The following is a 24,525-nucleotide window of genomic DNA, read 5'->3' on the forward strand; positions in this document are numbered from 1 at the left end:
TTTTGGCGAAAATTTCGCGAATCCCGGTCGACCCTCTGGCATGTTCGGTCGGAAGGGGCGGCGCTGCGGTAGCGAGGTGCGTGACGCGCGCGCGTCGAAGTCCCGGACGAGATCGGAGCATGATGCAGGGCAGGACGCCGCCTGCGCATCCCTGCTCAATCGCGCGTCCGCCGAAGCGCGCGCCCCATCTCGGCGATCGGCATCGCCGCGATCGAATTCAGCAACCGCGTCTCGCCGGCGTCCGGGCGCGCGATTGCCCGCACGTCATCGAGCGTCTGCGCCACGTGGCGATCGAGCGGTTCGAGAAAGCGCCTCAGCTCGCTCGCCGCCGCCTTGTCCCTGAGCCCGATTGCCTGTCCGAACGCGATCAGCGCATCCACATCGATATCGACAAATCGCGTCGCGGTGCCGAGCGGCATCGTCAGTTCGCAGTGCGGCCAATGATCGCCACGATGGTCGGGCCGGTGCGTCGGCGTGTGATACACGACCGTGCTGACGATGTCATAGAACGGCGCAAGCCGGTAACCGCGCGCGTCGACGAAGAACGACAGGTTCTTCAGGTGCGCGTCGGCATTGCCGACCACCACGTTGAACACGGTCCAGCGGAATACCGACAGGCGTGCCAGCGCGCGCGTGCTGGTGCGGTCGATCGCGCGGGCAAGCTCCTGCGCATTCGCGCGCTGGTACTTGAAGCCGCGGTCGTAGTTGAGCAACTGCATCGCGTCGATCGTATGCACGCGCCCGGCCGGCGCCGACGCGACGTCGCGGTCGAACCGGTCGATCACGTAGCACGCGGATGGCGCGCGCAGGAAGTGCACGTCGGGCACGTCGAGCCCCATCCGCTTCGCGAGCTTCATGCAGAAGAATTCGTTGATCGCCGAGTGCGGGTAGCCGGCCGCGCGCATGTCCGGCTTGAGCAGGTGCATCGACGGCTCGCTGCCGACCGGCTCGTACAGCGTGTAGTCGGATGCGTTGCCGCGCAGCACCACCAGCAGCTTCTGCTGCGCGCCGGCCGCCGACATGCGCTTGGGTGCGGTGGCCGTCAGCGCGCGCTCGGGCATTGCCTGGATTCGGCGTTCGAGCTCGTCGAGCGGCAGTGGCTGCAGGCTGCCGGGCGCTTCCTGTTCGCCGTCGGCCAGCAGCGTCAGCGCGCCGGCCGATTCGCGCCCGAAGTACGCGAGCAGGCCCCACGCGTCGGCGGCATCGACCTTCGCCTCGCGCGCGAGCGACGTGCGCATGCCTTCCTCCGGCAGCAGGTTGTCGAAGAACCACTGGACCGGGCGATCGGTAGACGTATCGGTGAAGGTGCCGGCGCGCAGCGCGAACGCCGGCGACAGCGGATAGGCGGTCGGGGACGCGAGCCATTGCGGGTCGTACGCGAACGACCAGATGCCTTTGTCGTCGGTCAGCGTGCCCATGCGCTCGCCGTTGGCGGAGGCGATCAGCTTTCTAGCCGCCATGGCTGCTCCTGCGGCGTTGCGCGGCCTTCAGCGCAGTGGCTTCCGAAATCTCGACCGACGACTCGGCGTACAGGCGCACGCCCAGCTCGCCGAGCAGCATCATGACCTTGCCGATTTGCGCGGTCGGCTTGCCGGCTTCCACCTGGCTGATGAATTTCGGCGACAGCCCGGTCGCGTTCGCGAGTTCGTCGCGCGTGAACCCCTGCTGGAGCCGCGCCGCGCGGATGAGATGGGCGAGCGCGCCGATCGTGTCGACGGACTGGGACTCCGACATGACGTTCTCCGTACTTCGTATCTGATCGGGAACAGTATTGCACAACTCGACGGCCCGAGCATCATTTCGTATCCGTACAGGAACGAAAGTCCAGTAAAAGGACTCGGAACATCGTTTCGTACCCGAACGGGAACAAAAGCTCGTAGAGCTGTATGTTGAAACCGCCTTCGTATCCAATCGAATACGAAAAAGTGTCGAGCCGGCCAGGCCGGCGAGGATGCATGGCGCCGACGGTTATCCGCCGGCGGCGATCACGGTCAGTGGGCCAACGTCGTCGTCGACGGCCCGCGCGGCGCGCGTCCGTCATTCCACAAACAGGTCGGGCCCGAACCTTGCGCCCCGCAAGCGCCGCCCGCGGCGGCACCGCGACGTGTCACACATGACGGATTGGGAGGGAGGCGCGCATGGAGCCGATGCCGGTCGTACTTCAGTGGGATGCGGTCCTCGTCAGGATCGCCCTCGCGCTGGTCGCGGGCGGACTGATCGGCCTCGATCGCAGCGAATCCGGCAAGACGGCCGGGCTGCGCACGACGATCCTCGTCTGCCTTGCCGCGTGCCTGTCGATGCTTCAGGTCAATGCGTTGCTGCTGCAGGCCGGCAAGCCGCAGGGCGCGTTCTCGGTGCTCGACCTGATGCGCCTGCCGCTCGGCATCCTGACCGGGATGGGCTTTATCGGCGGCGGCGCGATCCTGCATCGCGACGGCCTCGTATCCGGCGTGACGACAGCCGCGACGCTGTGGTTCGTGACCGTGGTCGGTCTGTGCATCGGCGGCGGCCAGTTGTCGCTCGGCGCGTTCGGGCTCGTGCTCGGACTCCTCGTCGTGTGGCCGCTGCGGCTGGTCGAGCAGCGCGTGCGGCGCGTCAGGACGGCACTGATCACGATCGAGTACGAATTCGGCTCGCCGGCGCGCGAGCGTCTGACGACCGGGCTGCGCGACGCTGGCTTCGCGTGCCGCACGCGCGGTTTTCGCGAAACGGCCGCGCGTGCGGCGCGCGAAGAGGAACTGTTCGTAGCGTGGCGCGAACCGGCCAACGCCGATGCGATGCTGCCTCAACTGATCCGGATCGCCGAATTGGCTGGCCTGACTTCGATCCGTTGTTCCGCGGAGAACTGAGCCGCACGACGCTTTCCGAGCGTAGGTTGGCTGCGTGCCCCGGTGTTCCGTGCCCCGTTCAGCGTCCGGCTTCCGCTCCGGCACCGTCGTGCGAATCGCCGTTCGGGTTGGGCGGGCTCATCGCGAGATGAAGTGCGGCCGGGTCGACCGGTTTCACGAAATGCTCCAGAAACCCGGTCGCGAGACAGCGTTCGCGATCCGCGTTGCGGCCATAGCCGGTCAGCGCGAGAAAGATGCACGGCGTGACTTCGTTGATCGCCTTCAGCCGCCTCAGCAGTTCATAGCCGTCCATCACCGGCAGCCCGATGTCGAGGATCGCGACGTCGGGACGGTAAGCGCGGTACGCGGCCAGCGCGGTCACCGGGTCGTGCACGACGGCGACTTCGTGACCGGCCTCGCGCAGCCATTGCGCGAGTGTCGACGCGGCATCCTCGTTGTCGTCGACCAGCATCACGCGCCGGCCGGTGCGGCCCGGCGCCATGTCGCGGATGCCGTGCGGCGGCTGCGGCGCGGCCATTGCCACGGCTTTCGGCCGGTACTCGGGCAGTGAGATCGTAAACGTGCTGCCGCAGCCGGGTCCGGCGCTGTCCGCGCGCACCGTGCCGCCGTGCAGGGTGACGAGACTGCGCACGAGCGCGAGGCCGATACCGAGGCCGCCGTGCGCCTGCTTCGCGTCGCCGTCGAGCCGGTAGAACGGCTCGAAGATGCTGTCGAGGCGGTCGCGCGGAATGCCGGCGCCGTTGTCGCTTACCTCGACGAGCGCGGTGCCGTCGGCGCCGCGGGCCGCGCGCACCGTGATGTCGCCGCCCGGCAGCGTGTATTTCGCCGCGTTGGTCAGCAGGTTCGCGACGACCTGCGACAGCCGCACCGAGTCGCCGTGGCAGCGCGCGTCCGGATCGGTGTCGACATGCAGGCGGTGACGGCGCTGCTCGAACAGCGGACTCGCGACCTCGACCGCGCGGTCGACGATGTCCGCGAGCTGCACGGGTTCCTTCTTCAGCGTGATCTTGCCGCGCGTGATGCGCGACACGTCGAGCAGATCGTCGATCAGCCGGACCATGTGATCGAGCTGCCGCTGGATGATCGCGATCTCGTTCGGCGTCGCCTGGCCGTCGCGATGGCGGATCAGCTCCAGCGCGAGCGAGATCGGCGTCAGCGGATTACGCAGCTCATGGCCGAGCACCGCGAGAAACTGATCCTTCGCCTGATTCGCGTCACGAAGTTCGCCGAGCAGCCGGTCGCGCTCGGCATTCGCGGCGACGAGCTTCTCGCGCGCGGCGACGTGCTCGGTCACCTCGACCGCGCTGACGATCACGCCGAGCCCGTCCGCGAGCGGCTGCGGATTGAAGTGCAGCCGGTACACGCGGGCGTCGTCCGGCTCGGGCCGGTCGCGGTGCTCGCTGATCGTCGTCGAGCGGCCCAGCGTGCGGGCGGTTTCCAGCGCGCGCACGATCGCCGGCGTATCGCCGCCGGGTAGCACCGACGTCAGCCGCTGGTCGACGATGTCGGTCCGGCCGCACAGCTCCGAGAAACGGTGATTCGCGAGCACGATCCGGTGTGCGGCGCCCGACAGCAGCGCGATCGGCAACGGCGCGTGCATCAGGACGCCATTGCGTTGCTGCTCGGCGTCCTCGCGACGGCGGATCTCGTCGCTCAGCGCGCGCGAGCGCTGCTGCGACAGCGCCAGCGTCAGGTGCAGCTCGTTTTCGTCGTTGCGCAGCGATGCATCGGGCAGGATGCGGCGATGCAGCGCGCATACATGGCGGAACGTCTCCGATTGCTCGGCGCTTGGAAACACGTCGCCCGGATAGCCGCAGTAAAGCGAGAAGCGATGTTGCTCGATCAGCTCGTTCCATAGCGCTTCGAGCCGCAGCGCACCGGCGTACCGCTCCTGCGCGCACAGCAGCGCGACCATTTCGCCGAACACATGCACGGGTCGGCCGGCGCGGACCGCCGCTTCGACGATCGTGCCGATCGAGCGGCGAAAGCGCGCGGGGTCAGGGAGGTCGCCGTCCATGAAGCTGTCGAGCAGCGTCTGCGCGCTCGACATGAAGATGCGCTCGCGGGCCGCGTGGCCGATCGGTGCGCCGAGCGTGCGCAGGCGTTCGTGCACCGCCGCGAGGCAGTCGGGTCGCGCGATCACGATCGCGCTGCCGCCCGCGCGCAGCGCATCGGCCGCGAACAGTGCGACTTCCGACACGAGCTGCGCATCGGACTCGTAGAACTGGACGAAGTGATCGGCCCGCATCGGTGCCGATTCCAGCAGGGGAGATGCAGTTTTCATCGCTCACGACCAGACAATGCCGTTGGCGGCCGGCGATTCCGTGCCGCAGCCATATCCGGGCCGACACGAGCAAGCCGCGTGCCGCGCGCGCGCCCAGGCCCGAGGGCCGTGCGGCATGAGCCCGGCATGCGCGGGCGGTGCCGGGTGACGCTGCGTTTGTAAATTCTGCCGCGGATCGCAGGACGGATGCGCGATCAGGGTGGCGCGGTAGAGGCGGCTCGCCGGTCCGTCCCGAGCCGGAGTAGTCGCCGGTCAGTGGCAAGACCGGACGAACCTGCGGCGCGTCGGGTGGCGCGGCGCAATCCCGGCGCCCGACGGCGAATGCTCAGAACTTTACGCACAGCCCGTGCGACGCGCGGCGACCGGTGCTCGCGGTCATATCGATCGATGGAATCGTCCGATGGACGCGAGCCGGGTCACGGGGGGAGGGATCTTCTTATGCAACGGGGTGCCGTGCTGCGCGAGGCCGATGTGCTACGCGCGAACGCCTGTCATCAGGAAAACGTCGTCGCGACCATGATGCCGAACACCAGGCCGAGCGCGATGCCGGTCAGCCGGCCGTAGATGGATGCGCGCACATTGTCGTCCAGCTCGAACGGCGAGCGCTTGTGCTTCCATACCGTGCTGAATGCCACCGGACGGGTCAGCAGCACGGTGCATGCGATCAACACGGGTGTCGCGACGAGCATCGCGATGCGCGGCCCGTTCCAGTCGACGCCATGCATCATCAGCGAAACGAGCACGGCGAGCGGCACCTCGACGCACAGGCCGAGCAGCGATCCGCCGACGAAGGAGTCTCCCGGTGATTGGAGCATGGTCGTCCGTCCGTTCGAATGAAAGCCGCACCCGTTTGCGAGCGGCTGAAAGGGCGACCGCGGCCCTTGTCGGAGGCCATGGTCGATCGTGTGGCCGGATGTTAAGGCAAATTGTCGACCGGTTGTCGGCTATTCAAGCTATTTAACAAATGTTCGATGGAAACCGGGTATCGTGCGCCGCACGGGACGAGCGCGCCGTGGTACAAGTCGGGTTTTGCGCGCTTCGTGCGTGGTGCGGCGCGGTACGCCGGCGACGCGCGTCGGGCGGCCTGAGCGGCAGCGATCAGCGAACGACAAGGACTCGACCGCACACCGCTCAGGCCCGAAAACCCGATCTGAACGCGATTCGACAGCGCGCGTGCAGTCGCAAAGCATTGCCGATCAATTTCCCGGCCGGTGCGCTGAACGAGTCGGCATGGATCCCGTCGCGATTCGACGGCTGCTGGCGCTGGTTCGCGGATCGGGACGATTCGCCGTGGTATCCGTCGGCCCGGATGTTCCGGCGCACGGAGCCTGGGCGCCGGGACGACGTGATCGAGCGGTGGCGCGTGCACTTGAAACCAACCAGGGGACTGCAACATGATCGAACATCTGACCAATCATCCGGCGACGATCGCCTGCAAGGTGTGCGGTGCCGACGCGGACATCTGCGGCGTGGTCGATTTCTCGCGTTGCGGCGCGGACATGATCGCCGGGAAAAAAGTCGATCCGTTCGTCGGCGTGGCGATCTACTACTACGCGTGCAGACAATGCGGGTTCACCTGCACGCCGGCCTTCGACCACTGGACGCACGATGATTTCGCGCGTCACGTGTACAACGACGACTACGCGCGCCACGATCCGGAGTATCTCGAGCATCGTCCGCAGCAGCATGCCGACCTGATCTGCACGAGCTTTCCGTCGATGCGGGAGAACCGCATTCTCGATTTCGGCTCGGGGCTCGGGCTGCTGGAAAAGAAGTTGTCCGCGCGCGGGTTCGCGGATGTGACCTCGTACGATCCGTTCAGCCATCCCGTCGCGCCGCAGGGGCAATTCGATGCGATCCTGTCGTTCGAAGTCTTCGAGCATCATCCGGATCCCCGCAGCCTGTTCGCCGACATCATCCGGTACAGGGGGCCCGCCGGCGCACTGTTGTTTCAGACGTCCCTGATCACGCCGGAGATCCTTGCGCGTGGGATCGAGCAATGGTGGTACTGCGTGCCGCGCAACGGGCATATTTCGTTCTATACGAGCCAGGCGCTGACGCTGCTGGCGACGCAGCATGGGCTCGAATTCGGCTCGTTCAGCCCGGAATTGCACGTGGTTTTCGATCGTGCGTCGGCGCCGGGGTGGCTTTCGAAGTTCTTTCAGTGAAATGGGGGGCTCAGTCAGCCGCGACATCGGTTGCCAGGAATCCGAGACGCCATTGTTCAGGAGGCGATCCATCATCCCGAGCCGGATATCCACACCACGCACGTCGCCCCGCAGGCGTGAGATCGGCCTCATTCGCGGCTTTCACCGTCGATGCCGCCCGGCCACGGAGATGAAGCCTCGCGCGAGGCAGCGCCGTTCGCGCGTCGGCCGCCGTTCTTGATGCAGGTCACGTGAGACGCCGAAGCGTCGGATCAGGATGAACGTGTTCGGCCGACAGCGCCGGCCAATGCCGGCCCGCGCGTGTCGCTCGCGGCTCGGCCGCGGCCATCGGAGGGCTCGTCATGGATCACGGGAATGCACACGTCGTCTGGTTCGACGACCTGCGGCGCGGCGACGTGGCGCGCGTCGGCGGCAAGAATGCGTCGCTGGGCGAATTGATCGGCAACCTGTCCGCACAGGGTGTGAGCGTGCCACCCGGGTTTGCGTCGACAGCGGACGCTTACTGGCGATTCATCGATGCAAACGGATTGAGGCAAGCCATCGGCAGCACGCTCGAGGCATTCGGCGCACGCAAGATGGCGCTCGCCGAGGCCGGTGCATCGATCCGGCAGGCGATCCTCCGCGGAGACTGGCCCGACGACATCGCCGACGCGATCCGGGACGCGTATCGGCAACTGTGCCGACAGGCCGGCGGAGACGACGTCGATGTCGCCGTGCGCTCGAGCGCGACCGCCGAGGATCTTCCCGACGCGAGCTTCGCGGGCCAGCAGGAAACCTATCTGAACGTGCGCGGTGAGCATGCGCTGCTCGCGGCGTGCCGCCGATGCTATGCGTCGCTGTTCACCGACCGCGCGATCTCCTACCGCGAAGAAAAGGGCTTCGATCACTTGCGCGTCGCGCTGTCGATCGGCGTGCAGCGGATGGTGCGTTCGGACCTCGGCGCGGCTGGCGTGATGTTTTCGCTCGACACGGAAACAGGATTCGACAAGGTGGTGCTGATCAGCGCGGCATGGGGGCTTGGCGAGAATGTCGTGCAGGGCACCGTGGACCCCGACGAATACGAGGTCTTCAAGCCCTTGCTCGGCGATCCGGCGTGCACACCGGTCATCGGCAAGACGCTCGGCGGCAAGGCATGCAAGCTGATCTATGCGCGCGACGAGAATGCACCGACCCGCAACGTGCCGACCTCGAAAGCCGAGCGTGCCACCTTCGTGCTGGCGGACCGCGACATCCTGGCGCTTGCGAAGTGGGCCTGCGCGATCGAGGCGCACTATGGCCAGCCGATGGATATCGAGTGGGCAAAGGACGGCGTAAGCGGAGAACTGTTCGTCGTGCAGGCACGTCCCGAAACGGTGCAGTCCCGGCGCGAATCTTCCGCCATCAAGACCTACCGACTTGGTCAGACCGGCCGCAAGCTGCTCACCGGCGTCAGTGTCGGCGAGGCGATCGCGGCCGGCAGCGTGTGCGTGATCGAGAGTCCGCACGACATGGGGCGATTCGTCGACGGCGCGGTACTGGTGACGCACACGACCGATCCCGACTGGCTGCCGGTGATGCGTCGCGCCGCGGCGATCGTCACCGATCATGGCGGCCGCACGTCGCATGCCGCGATCGTGAGCCGCGAGCTGGGATTGCCGGCCATCGTCGGCACCGGCAACGCGACCCGCATGCTGCACGATCAGCAGGAAGTGACGGTGTCGTGCGCGGAGGGCGAGGCCGGGTTCGTGTACGAAGGCATCGCGCAATACCACGTGGAGGCGATCGACCTGACCGACCTGCCGGCCACCCGTACGCAGGTCATGCTGAATCTCGCGAATCCGGCCGCGGCGTTCAGGTGGTGGCGACTGCCCGCCGATGGAATCGGGCTCGCGCGCATGGAGTTCGTGATCAGCAACCATATCAAGGCCCACCCGATGGCGCTGGCCCACTACGACGCGCTGACGGACGCGCATGCGAAGCGCGAGATCGCCGCCCTGACGTCGGGGTACGACGACCCGTCGAACTATTTCGTCGACCGGCTGGCGCACGGCCTCGCACGTATCGCGGCGGTCTGTCATCCCGCGCCGGTGATCGTCCGCATGAGCGACTTCAAGACGAATGAGTACGCGCATCTGGTCGGCGGCGCGCAGTTCGAACCGCTGGAAGAAAATCCGATGCTCGGATTTCGCGGCGCGTCACGCTACTATTCGCCGCGCTACCGTGACGGATTCGCGCTCGAATGCCGAGCCATCGCGCGGCTGCGAAACGGCATGGGATTCAGGAACGTGGTCGTGATGATCCCGTTCTGCCGGACGCTCGACGAGGCGGACCGCGTGCTCGAGGTCCTGGCCGCCAACGGACTGAAGCGCGGCGAAGACGGATTGCAGATCTATGTGATGTGCGAAATCCCGTCGAACGTCATCCTGGCGAGCCAGTTTGCGCAGCGCTTCGACGGCTTCTCGATCGGAAGCAACGATCTGACCCAACTGACGCTCGGCGTAGACCGCGACTCGGCGGAATTGGCCGGGTTGTTCGACGAACAGAACGAAGCCGTGAAGTGGATGATCGCCCGCGTGATCGAGTCCGCCCGCAACGCGGGGGCGAAGGTCGGCTTGTGCGGCCAGGCGCCGAGCGATCACCCGGCATTCGTCGATTTTCTCGTGGCGTGCGGCATCGACTCGGTTTCCGTCAGCCCTGACAGCTTCATCGCGGTCAAGCGGCGCGTGGCCGTCGCGGAAAGCGCTGCGCCCGGTGAGCGTGCGTCGCCGGAGTGAGCCACATCCAGTCGGCCTCGCCGCCAATTGTCGCGACCTGCTCGCGTATCGAAAAGAGCGTCGACGAGCGTTCGCCGCTGACGAACGCGTCGTCGGTCTGACGAAGCCGCCGGATTTCAGCAAATGCACGGAAATGCGCGAAACCGGCACGCGCAGCCGCGCGTACTCGAGCGCTTCCCGTGCGATCAGATAGAGAACGGAGGCTGCCGCGGCGTCCACGCCGGTCCAATCTTCACGCCATATCGCGAGAACAAATCCTGCGCGAGCACTTCGTGAAGCTCGGAAGCGAGACGGGTTCGTTCGGCCTCGCGGGTACGCTGCAATGTGCGCGCCAGTTCGCGCAGCGCGTGTCGCGATTCACGCCATTTCCGCTCGGTCGCATTGCGCCGCCTGACGTCCTGGAAGGTCAGCAGAACCGACGCGCGGGAGGATTCGGCTGAACCGACCGATTCCCGAGCGTGGCGGCGCGCACACGACCGCACCGGATCGGAATGAACGCAGGGTCACGCCATGCCCGTGCGCGGTCGGCCATCTTCCGAGCGAGCGAATGCCGCCTGCAGTACAGGATGCACGTCGGTGAGCCAATGATCGCCGGTAAAGAGTCCGTAGTGGTCGCAATCGTCGATGTCGACGCGTTGCCGCGCATTCGCTGCGAGACCGCTGCACATGGCCAGCGCGGCATGGGTCTGGCCGGCACCGGTGACGGCATCGCATTTGCCTTCAACGGTCATCAACGCGATCGAGCGCAGCGCGGCGGGATCGACCAACTGGCCGTGAACGTGCCAAGTCCGGTTTGCCAGGCATGCCCGCTGGAAAACGATGTCGACCGTATCGAGGAAGTACTCGGCGGGCATGTCGAGGAGCGTCAGGTATTCCCGCAGCGCGCGGCGTGCGGTTGCGAGTGCGTTGGCGTCGCCGCTCGACACCGCTCGTCGATAGCGATCGACCAGCGCCACGTAGTGTTGCGGATAGGCGAGCGCGATCTCGGCACGCTGCAGATAGGCCGGAAATACCTGTCGTCCGTATCCGGCGAAGCCGTGCGGCACCGTCTCGATCAGCGTGGCGCGACACCAGTCGAGCGAATGCGAGCGGGCCGCGATCCCGAGCGCACTCGGATTGATGCGGGCATCGAGGGGGCCACCGATCAACGTCAGGCTCGCCGGCAGCGCGGCACCGCGTTGTGCGCGCAGCGCGATGGCGCCGAGCGACGGAAACGTCGCCTGACAGACCGCGACGACGTGCACCGGGCGCGCGTCCGCAAGCAGGGTATCGATGAAACCGTCGAGCATCGACACGTATTCGTCGAGGCCGAATCGGCCCGCGTCGCGTGGCACATCGCGCGCATCGATCCAGTCGGTGATGCAGACGTCGCCGTCGGCCAGCAGGGTCTCGACCGTCTCCCGCATCATCACGGCCACATGGCCGGCCAGCGGCACGCAGAGCAGGATCACGCGTTGCGCACCCGCGTGCGAGAAGCGGCGCAGCGTGCAAAACGGAGTGTGCGCGACGATCGCTTCGTCGAGGTCGACGCGATGGCCGCCCACGTCGATCGACTCGATGGCGAACCGTGGCGCGTCGGGCTGCAGGTCGAGCAGGGGTTCGAACAGGTCGGTGTAGTACGACGAAGCGGCATCGGGCCAAAGGCCGCATGTGAACCGCGCCGCCGTGTCCCACGTTCGCAACCATTGCCGTTGCTGTTCGATCAGGTCATACCACATGGCGCATGGGCGGGAAGTCGCGTGAAATTCGGACAAGCCTACTGTCGCCGGATCATGCGGCGACGGGTTGACTTGCATCAGCGTCGCCCCGATCGCCGGTGCATGAGCTGGTGTACGGATCCCGGACGGATGCACGGAGCGAAACATGGACACGTCTCGCGCATGCTCGTCGTTTTCTACTCGCGCGGTGAAACGACGGCGGCGGTCGCGCGCCGGCTTGCCGACCGCGAACGGCACATGAGCGCGTAGCGGGCAACGTGACGGCGCGGACGACGCGCGCGTCGCCCGATGCGTGACGGTCGATCACACGACCGGCGATTTGCGAGCCGGTCGCCTCGCGGACGACGATGACGGCCCCATGCCTTGCCCGAACCACGGAATCTCGGCACCGAGCGAGGCGACATACCGTGCCCAGCCTCCCGGGTTGTCGGAGAACAGCCACGCGCATACGGGCTCCGCGAGGGCATCGCGATCGAGCGGCTCGTCGAGCAACAATTGCGGCCACAGACAGTATGCGTGGAGGACCGCGCGCGTGAATTCACGCACGGTCATGTGCGCGAACACCTGATTCAGCAGTGGAATGTCCGCGAGCATCGGCTGCGCGGCCAGCAGCGAATCTAGCGTCCTGTCATCCGGTTCGTATTCGAGCACGCAACTGAGCGTTCGCAGGATGCTGCCCAGGTGCACGAGCAAGGCGCGGCGAGCTTCGGCTTCGTTTGGCATGGGTGGCGTCCGGATTGGCGGAACGGATTGCTCCGCGTGTTTCCTTTAAATCTATGAGCGACGTCGCGCGAGAACGTTGATGGCGGTCAATCACAGCGGTCAGGACCGTTCGGCATATCGGCGACGGTGGCCTCAGCAGCGCGCGTATTTCCAGAGCGGGATTTCACGCCGCACCGGGCGACGGGAAGTTCGACGCGAAGACCGGGCAAGCAATCCGGGGCTGTCCCGCGAGGCGTGCGCATCGGTGTTTCGATGGGCTTGCATCAGACGAATCGGGGAACGTTTCGATCGTTCGCGTCTGCCGGATGACCTGCATCAAGAACGATTGCCCGGCAGGAGCGAATATTGATGTCCTTGCATGTCGACCTCTACATGTGCCGTGCCGTCTGCGTCTTCACGTTCATGATACGGACACCATCATGCCCGCCTTATTTACGAACACGTTGAATCGCCAGATCATTTCCCGTTCCGAAGCATCGGCACCGAGCGTGTCGGCTGCTACGCCTCACCAGCATCACCGGATCGACGCCGATGGCGACCGGCTGCTGAGTCCGCACGAAATCGCGATCCTGATGGTGCTCGCCAGCGAGCCGCGCCGCCAGCAGGGCGACCCCGTCGACCTGCGCTGCCTCGTCGATCGCGGTCTCGTTCGACTGGATGCAGCGTCGCTTGCCGAGGCGCCCGCCTGCCTGTCGGCGGACGGGCGCCAGATGGTGTTGCGACTCGCCAGAAGCGATCGCACCAGGCAAGGGCGCAACGTCGACGTCACGACTGCATTTCGCGCGATCGCGGCGGAAACATCGGCCGGGATCGCGCTCCACGCCGCGCGCTGACCTGTATCAATTCCGCGCGGCGCAGCGGGAATTACCGTTGTCTTCATCGATTGCGGACAGGAGTCGATGGCCATGAAAAGCGACAGCGAGCTGAAGAAGGACGTCGAACAGGAACTCGAGTGGGATCCGTCGATCGATGCGGTGCGCATCGGCGTCGAAGTGCACGAACGCATCGTGACGTCGACTGGCCAGATGGGCTCGCCGAGCGAACGGCGGCTTGCCTTCGATGCCGCGTGGTCGGTGCCGGGCGTGCGCGACGTGGTCGATCAACTTACCGTTGCATGATGGTTCGGGCGGCGGCGGGCATCGATCGATGGTCCGCCTTGCCCCGGCCGGGAGAACGAACATGAATGCCGCGATGCTCTGTACCCGCGATGTCGCCATGTGTTCGGCACGCGCAACCGTCGTCGAGGCGGCGGCAATGATGCGCGACGCGCACGCCGGCGATCTGATCGTCGTGCGCGAAGAGGAGGGGCGATGCGTGCCGGTCGGCATGGTGACCGATCGCGACATCGTGCTGACGGTGGTCAGCCCCGATGCGGAGGCCGGTTCGCTGTTCGTCGGAGACATCATGTCGGCGCCCGTCGCGACCGCGAACGTCGACGACGACATCTGGCTGCTCGCGAAGCGGATGCGCCAGCACGGCGTACGTCGATTGCCGGTCGTCGGCGACGACGGCGAGCTCATCGGCATTGTCTCGCTCGACGATCTGCTGCGCGCGGCCGCGGCGCTGCTCGACGAGTTGCGGCTCGTGGCGGCCCGCCAGCCGTATTTCGAGGAGAAACAGCGTGGCTGATCCGGTCGGTTCCAGCTTCCGTCGCGCCGTGCATGACGCAGCGGCGGTCTCGATGCAGGTGCGACGCGCCCCTCGGACGCGCGCGATCCCATGACACGCGGCCGGCATACCGGCCCGCGCACCCCGATGCGCCGGTGGCTCGGCGCAATCGGTCTCTGCCTGCTGCTGTCGAGCGCGACGACGTGGCTCGGGGCGATCCACGACCATCCGGTGAGCATCGGTGTCTTGACCGGCATGACCGCGCCGGAGTGTGGGCGCGTGAGCGCGCGGCCGGCTGGATCGCTGCTGATGACACCGATTCCCGAATACGACGTCTGCCTGCCGCTGTTCGTTTATCGCGCATCGTATCCGGATGCCGCGAGCGACGTCGCGTCGTACCGAACCTGGATTCTGCAGCAGCGAGTCGGTGAATTCTGGCAATTGTTCGGCTATGTGCTTCTGCTGTGGGCCGCGATCCTGGGCCTCGTTGCCGGCCCGATATGGATCTTCCGGCGGCGGGCCGGATATCGTCATCGCGCCTCGCGGCGTGGCGCGACCGATGATCGAAGCGGCATGCGCTCGCACGGCAAGCAAGGGGGCAATCATGACGATTTCCGGTGAATTGAACGCGGCGGACTGGACCGTGGCGATCGAAACGGTTGGCGTCGCGACCGGCGGCTATAGCTGCCGTGTCCACGTGATGGTCCGCTCGCCCGACTGCAAGTGCGAGCATGTCTTTCCGCATCACCGGGTATTCGCGACCGAGCGCGAGGCAGCGCTGGAGGGATTGCGCAGCGGAATGACATGGATCGAAATGAAGAAATCGGACACCTTCACGTACTGACGGACGGTGGTGCTCACCGTCATCTGCGCTGTATTCGAACCGGCGAGCACGGCGATACGAACCCTGCGCGCGGCATGACCTGAGACCTGCGAATGCCGCGTCGCCGGCATTCCGCCGGGCCGCGGGCATGCGTTGATCCCGATCAAAGCCGCGCGGCACGGCCTCAATACGATGGATCGCATCTCCGCGAAGAATGACGACCATGAACAGGCTCAGACGCGCATGCCGCGTGCTCGTGCTGTGCGCGTCGGCGTGCTGCCTTCCGACGCAGCCGGCACATGCCCAGCATGGGCGTCATGTCCCCCGCCAGGAATTTCACCGCAGGGATTTCCACGGGCGGGACTTTCGCCACTTCGCGCCGAGGGAGCGTGCGCGATGGCAGGGCGGTCGATGGGTGCAGGACTGGCACGGCGGGCGTTACGCGTGGTGGTGGATCGTCGACGGCTACTGGTACATCTATCCTGAACCGATGTATCCGTATCCGACCTACGTTCCGCCGGCGATCGTCGTTCAGCGGCCGCCACCGACCCCGGCCCGGCTGCCGCCGGCACGCGCGTGGTACTACTGCAACGACCCGCGCGGATACTATCCGTATGTCGCGTCGTGCAATGGCGTGTGGACCGCGGTTCCGTCGACCCCGGGCCCCGCGCCGCAATGACGGAAGCGACGCTTGTCCGCAACGAAGCGGCGGGATACCGGCTGCACGATTGCGCGCGAGCGACGCGGGAGGGTACATGATGAACGGATTCTGGCCGGACGCTGACGTCGACGACGTGCTGCTGGCGGATTGGTATGAACTGACGATGATGCAGGCCGCGTTCGATGCCGGAATGAACGACACGGCCAGCTTCGAGTTCTTCGTGCGGGCGCTGCCCGAGCATCGGGCATTCCTGATGGCGGCGGGACTGGAGCACGTGCTCGACTATCTGGAGGGCCTGTGCTTTACGGCCGCCACCCTCGAGCGACTGGCCGCGACCGGGCGCTTGCGAGCGGAGTTCCTCGCTTCGCTCGCCGGCTTCCGCTTTACGGGCACCGTCGACGCGATGCCGGAAGGCACGGTGTTTTTCGCAGACGAACCGATCCTGCGGATCACGGCGCCGCTTCGCGAGGCGCAGTTCGTCGAGAGCCGCGTGATGAACCTGCTTCATTACGCGACGCTGGTTGCCAGCAAGGCCGCACGCGCCACGCTCGTCGCGCATGGCAGGTTGCTGGTCGACTTCGGCCTGCGGCGCGCGCATGGCGCGGAGGCGGCGATGCTGTCCGCGCGGGCCAGTTACCTTGCAGGATTTTCCGGCACGGCGACCCTGCTCGCCGGCTTGCGTTACGACATTCCCGTCTATGGCACGATGGCGCATTCATACGTCCAGGCGCATGACGACGAAGCGCTTGCGTTCGAGCATTTCGCGCGGTCGCAGCCGGATAACGCGTTGCTGCTGATCGATACGTACGATACGGAGCACGCGGCGCACAAGGTAGTCGAACTGGCGCGGCGGCTTGCGCCCGAGAACGTGCGCATCAAGGGTGTCCGGATCGACAGCGGCGATCTGGCGGCGCACGCGCGCAACGTGCGCGCGATTCTCGATGAAGGCGGCCTGACGGACGCGACGATCTTCGCGAGCGGCAATCTCGACGAACACCGGCTGCAGGAGCTTGTCCACCAGCATGCGCCGATCGACGGTTTCGGAATCGGCACACAGATGAGTACGTCGGCGGACGCACCGTGCCTCGACTGCGCGTACAAGCTCGTCGAGTATGCGGGCCGGGCGCGCTGCAAACGCTCGGAGGGCAAGGCCACGCTGCCCGGCCGCAAGCAGGTGTTTCGGGAATACGGCCCGGACGGGCGAATCACCGCCGACAGCATCGGACTCGACGGCGAACACATCGACGGAACCCCGCTGTTGCGGCCCGTCATGATCGGAGGGGCGCGACTCGCTGCCCCCACGCTCGGCGAGAGCCGCATTCACGCAATGCGCGAACTGTCCACGCTACCCGATCCGATGCATGCGTTGATGCCCGTCATGCCGCTGCAGCCGGCGATGTCTCCGGCGCTGTCGGCACTCGTCGCGCAGGAGAATGCCAGGTTGGACACGCACGCTGGGCAGCAAGCGGCATGATCGATGCCCATGTCCCGGCCGGCCGCGCGATCACGCTGAGCGACAAGGTGGCCGCGTTGCGCATGCCCGCAGCCTGGCCAGACGGCACGGGATCGGTCGAGGCCGTGGAGACGCACATGTCATGGGTATTCCTGACGGACCGGTACGCGTGGAAGCTCAAGAAGCCCGTGCGCGCGCCGCAACTCGATTTTCGAACGCTGGCCGCGCGGCATCGCTTCTGTTGCGAGGAGGTGCGTTTGAACCGTCGGCTCGCGGCCGACGTCTATCTCGACGTGGTGCCGCTCGTCATCGACGCCCGCGGTTGCTTGCATGCGGGCGGACCTGGCGAAATCGTCGACTGGCTGGTCAGGATGCGGCGCCTGCCGGCTGCACGCATGCTCGACCGCGTGTTGTCGCGTGGCATGGCTACGGCAGGTGATGCGTGTCGCATCGCGGCTCGCCTGAGCGCGTTCTACCATACCCTGGCACCCGCGCGAATCGACGGTTCGGCTTATCGCGAAGCGCTGCGTTGCACGATCGACACCAATGAACGCGCGTTGTGCAAGCCACTCGCGGGCCAGTCCGCCGATACCGTGCGGACGCTCTGCGCGCGGCAGCGATCGTTGCTCGTCTGTGAAGCCGCGCGCTTCGACCTGCGTGTGCGACAGGGGCATGTCGTCGAAGGGCACGGCGATCTGCGTCCCGAACACGTCTGCATCGACGATCCGGTCGCGATCATCGATTGCCTCGAATTCTGCAGACGACTGAGAGTCCAGGATGCGGCCGACGAGGTCGGCTTTCTAGCGCTCGAATGCGAGCGTCTCGGCGCACCGGGTTTCGCGGAGGCGCTCGTCAATGCCTATCGCTCCGCGAGCGGCGACGATGTCGATGACGGATGCGTGAATTTCTACCAGAGCTGCCGGGCCATGACGCGCGCGCGGCTCGCCGCGTGGCACCTGCGCGATCCCGCATTCAGGGCGACGCCGGTCTGGCGCGATCGCGCGAGCACGTACGTCGCGCTCGCCCGGCGGCACATCGACGACTGCGAGCTTGCGTGGGTGGCCAGCCACGTCAGCGCCGCAGCAGGTCCGTGAGCGAGCCGCCGCGATGGATACGCGCAATCGCCTCGGCAAACAGCGGCGCGCTGTCGAGTATCGCGAGCTTGTCCCTGAGCGGCCCGGCCGGCACGCGCCAGGGCGGCACCGTGTCGGTCACGGCGATGCCGGCGAGCGCGTCGCCGCCGAGCAGGTCGGCCGCGTCTTCAAAGAACATCCCATGCGTCGCGACCGCGTAGACGGATTGCGCGCCGAGCGTGCGGCAATCCTCGGCCGTGCGGGCCAATGTCGTCCCGGTGCCGATCAGGTCGTCGACGATGACGGCGCAACGGCCGGCGACCTCGCCCACGATCGGCTTGGATGTCACGATGCCGCCCCTGCGCAGCTTGCCGGCGAACGCCGCGTCGACCGGGCGCCCGGTGCGCGCTTCCAGCCGTGCACGGAAATCCTCGGCTCGCCGCACGCCCCCTGCGTCGGGCGATACGACCACGACCGGCCGGTCGCCGGCTTGCCCGGCGAACCATTCGACCAGCATGCCGTTCGCCTCGAGATGCTCCGTCGGGCAGCGAAACGCGTTCTGGAACGCCGCGATGTTGTGGATGTCGATCGTGACGACGCGATCGACGCCCACAGCTTCGAGCAACGTGGCGACATAGCGCGTGGATACCGGGTCGCGCGGCTGGGACCGACGGTCCTTGCGCGAGTAGCACAGGTAGGGCGTCACCGCGCAAACGCGTGCGGCCGACGCGTCCTTCAACGCGCCGATGAACAGCAGCAACCGGCACAGCTTGTCGTTGACGGAACTGCCTGGCTCGCCGTGCAGCGACTGCACGACGTAGACGTCGTGTCCGCGCACGCTGACAAGCGCACGCGTCTTGTGTTCGCCGTCCTCGAACGGACGTTCCTCGTGCGCGGCGAGCGTGACGCCGAGACGGGCCGCGATTCGTTCACCGAAGGCGCGACACGAGGCGAAGGCAAACAGGCTGAAAGGGAGTCGTTCCATGGCATGGCTACCTCGATTCATGCGGTTATCGGGCGTTGCGAATCATGACGCGCTTTGACGTGTTCAACGGTGATGCGGACGGCATCTGTTCGCTTCAGCAGCTCCGGCTCGAGATGCCGGCCGAGTCGGTGCTCGTGACGGGGCCCAAGCGCGACATCGCGCTGCTCACGCGCGTGCCGGCCGCCCGAGGTGACATCGTCACCGTCCTGGACGTTTCGCTCGACGCGAACCGCGCGGCACTCGATGCGCTTCTGGCGCGCGGGGTCGACGTCGACTATTTCGATCACCACATGCCCGGCGCCGTGCCCACTCATCCGCACCTTCGCGCGCATATCGACACGGCGCCGGACACCTGTACGAGCATCATCGTCGACCGGTACCTGGCGGGCCGGCAGCGACTCTGGGCGGTGGTCGGTGCCTATGGCGACAATCTCGTCGGCGTGGCCGGCAAGCTCGCCGCCGCCTGCGGCCTGACGGATGCCGATGCCTACCGTCTGCAGGTGCTTGGCGAATCCGTGAACTACAACGGTTACGGCGATCGCCCGGACGATCTCTTCATGGCACCGCTGGCCGTGTATGCGGCGGTGCGGCAATATGCGAACCCGCTCGAGTTCGCGAGTTCGCCCCTCGCGCGGCGGCTCGACGCCAACCGGCGACGCGATATCGCGCGTGCGGAGCGACAGCGCGCGAACATCGCGCTGCCGGGGGCGGACGTCTATATCCTCCCCGCCACGCGCTGGGCGCGTCGCGTGCGCGGCGTTTTCGCCAATCGGCTCGCGCGTGGCGACGCGGCACGCGCTCACGCGGTGCTGACGTTGTCGGTCTCGGGTGGGTACACCGTCAGCGTTCGCGCGCCCGTCGCCGCGCCATATGGCGCCGATCGTCTTTGTCGCGCATTTCCGGAAGGCGGTGGCCGGGAAGGGGCGGCCGGTATCAACCGGCTCGCGCCCGAGCGCCTCGACGCGTTCGTCGAGGCGCTCGCGAACGCGTACCCTGCCGCGTGAGCCGACGCAGGCGCGCTCGTCGGTGCGGTACGGCGTAGCCGGAACGGGTGTCATCGGGGGGCGCTCCTGAACGGTGGCGCGTTGCGCGGCAGGACTCGCTGCAATCGTGGCGCCGCGCATTGCCAGGCGGTTGACGCAGGTCAAGCCTGCCAGCCGCCCCGCCCGGGAAGACGAGCCACCATCTTCGGCGGGGAGAGGCGTCGTGGAGCACCATGCGGAGGTAGTGCGCGGCGGGCGCTGCTCGGCACGATTGCATCGGCGCTCGCGCTCGCGCTCGCGCTCCGGACCGACGCGCTGTATTCGACGGCGGCCGCGCTCGATCTGCTCGCGTTTGCCGAATGGCGCGACCGGTCCATCCGGCTGAGTGCTGCGGGCCATGTATTCGCGCAAAGCGACGACGATGCCCGGCGGTGTCTGTTTCGCGAGCATGTCGTCCGGTCGTGCCGCTCGCCGAGCATATCGACGAAGTGCTGGGCGAACGCGAAGGGCATCGCGCGCCGCGCGAGCGTTTCGAGCTCGAACTCGAGGATCATCTCGATCCGCGCAGCGCGGACCAGGCGCTGCGGGTCGTGATCGACTGGGGCCGCTACGCGGGATTGCTCGACTACGACGACCATACCCGCACGTTCGGCCGCTGTCCGCTCGGGCTGCATGTCGGTCGCGTGCTTGATCGGCATCAAGCGTCTCACGGCCGGGCGTGCGACGCTGGATGAACCGTCGACGCAACCGCGTCGATCCGGCAGACACGCTCCGCAACTCGACGTCAATGACCGTTCACGGGAGGACTGACCATGAACTGGCTTTCCGAATACTTCGCCCAGCGCACGAGCCCGCTGGCGCTTTCGCTCTGGGTCCATCCGCCGCTCGCGCTCGGGCCCGACGGCCCGATCTGTCGGGAGCCTTACCGCCTGCCGTACCCGGGCGTGGAACTCGTTTTCACACCGGCGGAGGCGGTCGAGCGTGGCGGGAAGATCTATACGCTGCCGGCACGTTATGACTCCAGGGGGCTGCTTGCCGCGCGCAGCACGGCGCATGACGAGGCCACGTCGTTCTTCCGCGAGGTGACGATTTTCGCGCCGTCGCAGTTCAATTGCGACTTCGTCGTGACGGTCAATGGCGAATTTTCCTTCGTGCCGTCGTTCTGGCAGGACGGGTCGCCCGGTTTCTCGGGCGTCTGCGCGCCCGCCGCGAGCGGTTGCGCGACCGGCGAGAAAGCCGGTCCACCGTGGCTGTTCCAGGGATATCTCAGCATCTAGAGTGCGTCCCCGCCATCGGCGGGAACCGGCGTCACGCGCGCTCGTCCGCGCGTGTTCGCCAGAAGGCGAGGCACGCGAGCGCGCCGAGCATTCCGCCGAGATGGGCGAAATGCGCGACACCGCTCGTGTCGCCGCTGAGGCCGGACAGCAGTTCGGTCAACGCATAGCCGGTCGCGAAGAGCCATGCGGGCATCGGTACCGGTGGAAACAGCAGCATGACGCGTCGTTTCGGAAACAGCACGGCATAGGCGATCAGCGCGCCGAAAACGCCGGCCGACGCGCCGACGGTCGGTGCGTCGCTGGGCGGCAGGGCCAGGATCACCGCGAGCTGCGTGATCGCGCCGGCCAGCACGCTCGCCAGATAGAGCGCGAGAAAGCGCGCGCGCCCGAGCACGCGTTCGACGTCGCGTCCGAACATGTAGAGCCCGAACATGTTGAACGCGATATGGGCGAGGCTGGCATGCAGCACGCTGTAGGTCAGCAACTGCCAGACGTGGAAATCCGGTGTCGCCGGCACGCCCGGTCGTGCCGGCGGCCATAGCGCGAACAGATCGATGAGCACCGGCCAGCCGCTCGCCTCGGCGATGAACACGGCGAAGTTCACCAGAATCAATGCGTAGGTCATGGCGACGGAATCCGCGGGACGGAGGTGGCGTTGCCGGCCAGCGGTGCGGCCGGAATCGAATTTCACGACTTACCGTCACGTTATCGGTGGCACGTGCGTGGCCGTTGAGGCAGATCATGGCCGGTCGCCGCCTCGCCGTCCTCGCCGCGACAGGCCCCGACGGCGAGCGGCAGGTTGACGTGCGTCAAGCCTGCCCGGGGCGCCGCGCTTACCCTGAACTCGGGAAACATGCGTCGCCGCAGGGCGGTGCGCATGCGTATCGTCCATGCAAAGGGCAATGGGAGCCTCATCATGCACATCGGAAGAATCAGTACCCAACCGGTCGAAACGTGCACGGCCGAATGCAGTGCGTTTGAACTGGCCGATCGCATGCGGCACGCGCATGTCGGCGACATCGTCGTGATCGAGTACCGCAATGGCGAAGCCATTCCGATCGGCCTGATTACCGACCGCGACCTGGTGATCGAGGTGATGGCCCGCGGCGACGATCCGGGCGACGTGACGGCCGGCCAGATCATGTCGCGAGGTCTCGTCGTCGTGTCCGACACGGACGAGATCGGCGTCGCGCTCGAAGAGATGCGCCGGTCGGGCATTCGGAGACTGCCGGTGGTCGACGACGCAGGCCGCCTCGTCGGTATCGTGACGCTCGACGATATCGTCGAGCATCTCGCGGGGTTGCTCAGCGGCGTCGTGGAAGTCGGCAAGCTCCAGCAGATCGAGGAGCAGCGTTTCCGCGCGTGACGTTGCGCGGCCGGCGCCCGGCGCGGCCGGGCTGCTTGCCCGAGGCATGCGCCCCGCGCGCTCATGTGCGCAGCGTGGCGAGCAACGGCGCCCAGAACGCGGGGCTTTCGTACGCCGCGGCATCGCAATCAGTGTCGAAACGAATCGCGATCGCGGCTTCGGCTTCGGTGAGCGGGTCGGCATGCCCGATCTGCCGGACAAGCACGGCGGTGTCGGCATCGGAGGCATCGCGTCCGCGCGCCGCGCGGGCAGCGACGCGCGCGGTGAGCGTTGCCGGACTCGCGGTGAAATCGAGCATTGCGACGCGCACGCCGAGCCGTGCGGCGAGGGCGACGAACGCCGAACGGTTGTGCTGGCGCAGGAACGTCGCGTCGACGATCGCCGTGTAGCCGCTGTCGAGGACCACACGCGCCTCCGAAAGCAGTCTTTCGTAAATCTCGTCGATCGCCGTGTCCGAATAGGCGCCGGGGGACAGGCGGGTGTCGGTCGATGCACCGGCCAGGCGCTTGCGCTCGACGTCGCTGGACAACCTTATGGCGCCGAGTTGCGCGGCCAGCGCCCGGCTGGCCACCGATTTGCCCGAGCCGGAAACCCCGTGACACAGGAGCAACACCGGTTGCGCCTCGCGTCGCGCATCGGCCATCGCCGACGCAATGCGCAAGTAGCCGGCGCGCGCCGCTTCGTCACCGCGCAGCCGGGCGGTCAGCGCGCGTACCAGCGCACGGTAGACGAAGTAGCACGGCAGCACGCCCAGTGCCGCATGGTCGCCCGTGCGTGCCAGCCAGCCGGAAAGGAGGCGGTGGGCACAATCCGCACGTCCATGAGCGGAGAAATCCATCAGCGCGAACGCAAGATCGCTCGCCACGTCGATCCAGCGCAGCGTGTCGTCGAATTCGATGCAGTCGAACATCAGGATCCGGTTCCGCCAGCATACGATGTTGTCGAGATGCAGGTCCCCATGGCACGCGCGCACGAAACCGAGCGCATGCCGATCGGCGAGCAGCGGTGCGATGCGGGTCAGTTCGGCTTCGTACCAGGCGCGCAGCGCGGCTTCGTCCGGCACGGTGACGTCGAGCGTGTCGAGCAAGGGCCGGCACTGGGCGGCGACGCTCGCTGCGCTGCCGGCACGGCCGCGTGGCGCACGGCGCGACGCGTGCAGATGATGGCGGGCCAGCGTATCGGCGAGGGCGTCCGCATCCGCCAGACCGTCGTCGTGCGATGCGCTGCGAACCGACAACATCGCCCGCGCGTCGAACCGGCGCATGCGCACCACGTACTCGCCCGGCACCGTCTGCTGCCGACGCCGGCGCCCGCCGGTCGGCACCGGTGCAGCGAACGCGCATCGCCGGCCGTGCGAGATGAGCGGCCAGACACCCAGGTACAGCGGGCCGGCGAACGGCCGATTGAGCGTGCACTCCGCGAGCGCGCAGCGGCGCCGCAGTGCGGGCCGCATGAGATCGACGAAGGCGAAGTGCACCGGCTTGATGCGCTTGTACGCGTAGCGCCCGGCCAGATAAACGACGGACAGATGGGTTTCGATCCGCTCGATCCGGCCCGCGGGGTGGGGATAGGTGGCGGGTCGGCGCATTGCGCGATCGAATTGCGTCGACTTTCGTCGGGCATCTCCGCGACTCAGCGCGAACGGAACATGCGGCGATCGGGGCATGATGAACGGGTCGGTTATACGGGGCGCGCGTTCGGGTTGCCGCACCCGCTGGAGTGGGTTCGAAACGAGCATCGGGCATGGCAGGTTCTCGCCAGCTCGATGTCACTGGATCGGGTTGACCGGCCAAGGATTGCC

24 protein-coding genes and 1 pseudogene are annotated in these 24,525 nt (G+C 66.9%); 16 read left to right on the plus strand and 9 right to left on the minus strand.

Annotated elements, in window-relative coordinates:
- Nucleotides 1–155: 155 nt before the first annotated feature.
- Both LGM71_RS26640 and LGM71_RS26645 read right to left on the minus strand, forming a co-directional pair.
- Complete coding sequence (locus LGM71_RS26640) at nt 156–1,460, minus strand: HipA domain-containing protein (RefSeq protein WP_226117415.1); 1,305 nt, start codon at nt 1,458–1,460, stop codon at nt 156–158.
- A complete protein-coding gene (locus tag LGM71_RS26645) occupies nt 1,450–1,734 on the minus strand; it encodes a helix-turn-helix domain-containing protein (protein WP_059602554.1) in 285 nt (94 codons plus the stop codon). The genes LGM71_RS26640 and LGM71_RS26645 overlap by 11 nt, the downstream gene beginning before the upstream one ends.
- A gap of 404 nt (nt 1,735–2,138) precedes the next feature.
- Between LGM71_RS26645 and LGM71_RS26650 the strand changes: the two genes are divergently transcribed.
- Nucleotides 2,139–2,849, plus strand: coding sequence for an MgtC/SapB family protein (locus LGM71_RS26650; protein ID WP_226117416.1), 711 nt, complete (start codon nt 2,139–2,141; stop codon nt 2,847–2,849).
- A gap of 58 nt (nt 2,850–2,907) precedes the next feature.
- On the opposite strand, the gene LGM71_RS26655 is transcribed toward LGM71_RS26650, so the two are convergent.
- Nucleotides 2,908–5,097 carry an ATP-binding protein gene (locus tag LGM71_RS26655; RefSeq protein WP_151047985.1) on the minus strand — a complete coding sequence of 730 codons (2,190 nt, stop codon included), beginning with the start codon at nt 5,095–5,097 and terminating at the stop codon, nt 2,908–2,910.
- A 530-nt stretch (nt 5,098–5,627) separates the two neighbouring features.
- On the minus strand, nt 5,628–5,948 hold the full coding sequence (locus LGM71_RS26660; RefSeq protein ID WP_124625365.1) for a hypothetical protein: 321 nt from the start codon (nt 5,946–5,948) through the stop codon (nt 5,628–5,630).
- A 579-nt stretch (nt 5,949–6,527) separates the two neighbouring features.
- On the opposite strand from LGM71_RS26660, the gene LGM71_RS26665 reads away from it, so the two are divergent.
- The 3 genes from LGM71_RS26665 to LGM71_RS26675 all read left to right on the plus strand — a co-directional run bounded on the left by LGM71_RS26665 (nt 6,528) and on the right by LGM71_RS26675 (nt 10,494).
- Entirely contained in the window at nt 6,528–7,301 is a 774-nt protein-coding gene (locus tag LGM71_RS26665) for a class I SAM-dependent methyltransferase (RefSeq protein ID WP_059602566.1), read from the plus strand.
- 341 nt (nt 7,302–7,642) lie between these two features.
- Nucleotides 7,643–10,054, plus strand: a complete 2,412-nt coding sequence (ppsA, locus tag LGM71_RS26670) for a phosphoenolpyruvate synthase (protein WP_226117417.1) — start codon at nt 7,643–7,645, stop codon at nt 10,052–10,054.
- A gap of 272 nt (nt 10,055–10,326) precedes the next feature.
- Nucleotides 10,327–10,494: a hypothetical protein gene (locus LGM71_RS26675; protein ID WP_226117418.1), complete on the plus strand. Its 168-nt coding sequence runs from the start codon at nt 10,327–10,329 to the stop codon at nt 10,492–10,494.
- A gap of 63 nt (nt 10,495–10,557) precedes the next feature.
- Here LGM71_RS26675 and phaZ read toward each other — a convergent pair whose 3' ends face one another.
- Together phaZ and LGM71_RS26685 are read right to left on the minus strand one after the other, a co-directional pair.
- The gene (phaZ, locus tag LGM71_RS26680; RefSeq protein ID WP_226117420.1) at nt 10,558–11,772 is read right to left on the minus strand and encodes a polyhydroxyalkanoate depolymerase; all 1,215 of its coding nucleotides are present in this window, start codon (nt 11,770–11,772) and stop codon (nt 10,558–10,560) included.
- A 303-nt stretch (nt 11,773–12,075) separates the two neighbouring features.
- On the minus strand, nt 12,076–12,495 hold the full coding sequence (locus LGM71_RS26685; protein ID WP_124625357.1) for a hypothetical protein: 420 nt from the start codon (nt 12,493–12,495) through the stop codon (nt 12,076–12,078).
- A gap of 305 nt (nt 12,496–12,800) precedes the next feature.
- On the opposite strand from LGM71_RS26685, the gene LGM71_RS26690 reads away from it, so the two are divergent.
- From LGM71_RS26690 to LGM71_RS26725, 8 genes are all read left to right on the plus strand, one after another.
- Nucleotides 12,801–13,328 carry a hypothetical protein gene (locus LGM71_RS26690; protein ID WP_226117422.1) on the plus strand — a complete coding sequence of 176 codons (528 nt, stop codon included), beginning with the start codon at nt 12,801–12,803 and terminating at the stop codon, nt 13,326–13,328.
- Nucleotides 13,329–13,400: 72 nt separating this feature from the next.
- Entirely contained in the window at nt 13,401–13,613 is a 213-nt protein-coding gene (locus LGM71_RS26695) for a BON domain-containing protein (protein WP_226117424.1), read from the plus strand.
- 61 nt (nt 13,614–13,674) lie between these two features.
- Nucleotides 13,675–14,124 (plus strand): CBS domain-containing protein, encoded by a 450-nt coding sequence (locus LGM71_RS26700; protein WP_226117426.1) that lies wholly within the window; start codon nt 13,675–13,677, stop codon nt 14,122–14,124.
- Between the two features lie 225 nt (nt 14,125–14,349).
- Nucleotides 14,350–14,724, plus strand: coding sequence for a hypothetical protein (locus LGM71_RS26705; protein ID WP_226117427.1), 375 nt, complete (start codon nt 14,350–14,352; stop codon nt 14,722–14,724).
- The gene (locus LGM71_RS26710; RefSeq protein ID WP_151047991.1) at nt 14,708–14,947 is read left to right on the plus strand and encodes a hypothetical protein; all 240 of its coding nucleotides are present in this window, start codon (nt 14,708–14,710) and stop codon (nt 14,945–14,947) included. Before LGM71_RS26705 ends, LGM71_RS26710 begins: the two co-directional genes overlap by 17 nt.
- Before the next feature lie 394 nt (nt 14,948–15,341).
- The gene (locus LGM71_RS26715; protein ID WP_226117428.1) at nt 15,342–15,605 is read left to right on the plus strand and encodes a hypothetical protein; all 264 of its coding nucleotides are present in this window, start codon (nt 15,342–15,344) and stop codon (nt 15,603–15,605) included.
- Between the two features lie 79 nt (nt 15,606–15,684).
- On the plus strand, nt 15,685–17,061 hold the full coding sequence (locus LGM71_RS26720; protein WP_226117512.1) for a nicotinate phosphoribosyltransferase: 1,377 nt from the start codon (nt 15,685–15,687) through the stop codon (nt 17,059–17,061).
- Complete coding sequence (locus LGM71_RS26725; protein ID WP_226117429.1) at nt 17,058–18,134, plus strand: hypothetical protein; 1,077 nt, start codon at nt 17,058–17,060, stop codon at nt 18,132–18,134. Before LGM71_RS26720 ends, LGM71_RS26725 begins: the two co-directional genes overlap by 4 nt.
- Here LGM71_RS26725 and LGM71_RS26730 read toward each other — a convergent pair.
- Entirely contained in the window at nt 18,112–19,098 is a 987-nt protein-coding gene (locus LGM71_RS26730; RefSeq protein WP_226117430.1) for a ribose-phosphate diphosphokinase, read from the minus strand. The two genes, LGM71_RS26725 and LGM71_RS26730, sit on opposite strands and share 23 nt — an antisense overlap.
- A 44-nt stretch (nt 19,099–19,142) precedes the next feature.
- On the opposite strand from LGM71_RS26730, the gene LGM71_RS26735 reads away from it, so the two are divergent.
- The 3 genes and pseudogenes from LGM71_RS26735 (at nt 19,143) to LGM71_RS26745 (ending at nt 21,358) form a co-directional block, all read left to right on the plus strand.
- Nucleotides 19,143–20,102 (plus strand): acetyltransferase, encoded by a 960-nt coding sequence (locus LGM71_RS26735; RefSeq protein ID WP_226117436.1) that lies wholly within the window; start codon nt 19,143–19,145, stop codon nt 20,100–20,102.
- Nucleotides 20,103–20,183: 81 nt separating this feature from the next.
- Nucleotides 20,184–20,815, plus strand: a pseudogene (locus LGM71_RS33465) (AAA-associated domain-containing protein).
- Nucleotides 20,816–20,893: 78 nt separating this feature from the next.
- Nucleotides 20,894–21,358, plus strand: a complete 465-nt coding sequence (locus LGM71_RS26745) for a hypothetical protein (protein WP_124625339.1) — start codon at nt 20,894–20,896, stop codon at nt 21,356–21,358.
- Nucleotides 21,359–21,389: 31 nt separating this feature from the next.
- Here the strand turns inward: LGM71_RS26745 and LGM71_RS26750 are convergent, their stop codons facing one another.
- A complete protein-coding gene (locus LGM71_RS26750; protein WP_226117437.1) occupies nt 21,390–21,983 on the minus strand; it encodes a rhomboid family intramembrane serine protease in 594 nt (197 codons plus the stop codon).
- 291 nt (nt 21,984–22,274) lie between these two features.
- On the opposite strand from LGM71_RS26750, the gene LGM71_RS26755 reads away from it, so the two are divergent.
- On the plus strand, nt 22,275–22,724 hold the full coding sequence (locus LGM71_RS26755) for a CBS domain-containing protein (protein WP_059602622.1): 450 nt from the start codon (nt 22,275–22,277) through the stop codon (nt 22,722–22,724).
- A gap of 61 nt (nt 22,725–22,785) precedes the next feature.
- Here the strand turns inward: LGM71_RS26755 and LGM71_RS26760 are convergent, their stop codons facing one another.
- Nucleotides 22,786–24,390 (minus strand): AAA family ATPase, encoded by a 1,605-nt coding sequence (locus LGM71_RS26760; protein ID WP_226117439.1) that lies wholly within the window; start codon nt 24,388–24,390, stop codon nt 22,786–22,788.
- Between the last annotated feature and the right edge of the window lie 135 nt (nt 24,391–24,525).

Origin of the sequence: Burkholderia sp. AU33545 (genome assembly GCF_020419685.1) — a bacterium.
Lineage (GTDB): Bacteria > Pseudomonadota > Gammaproteobacteria > Burkholderiales > Burkholderiaceae > Burkholderia > Burkholderia diffusa.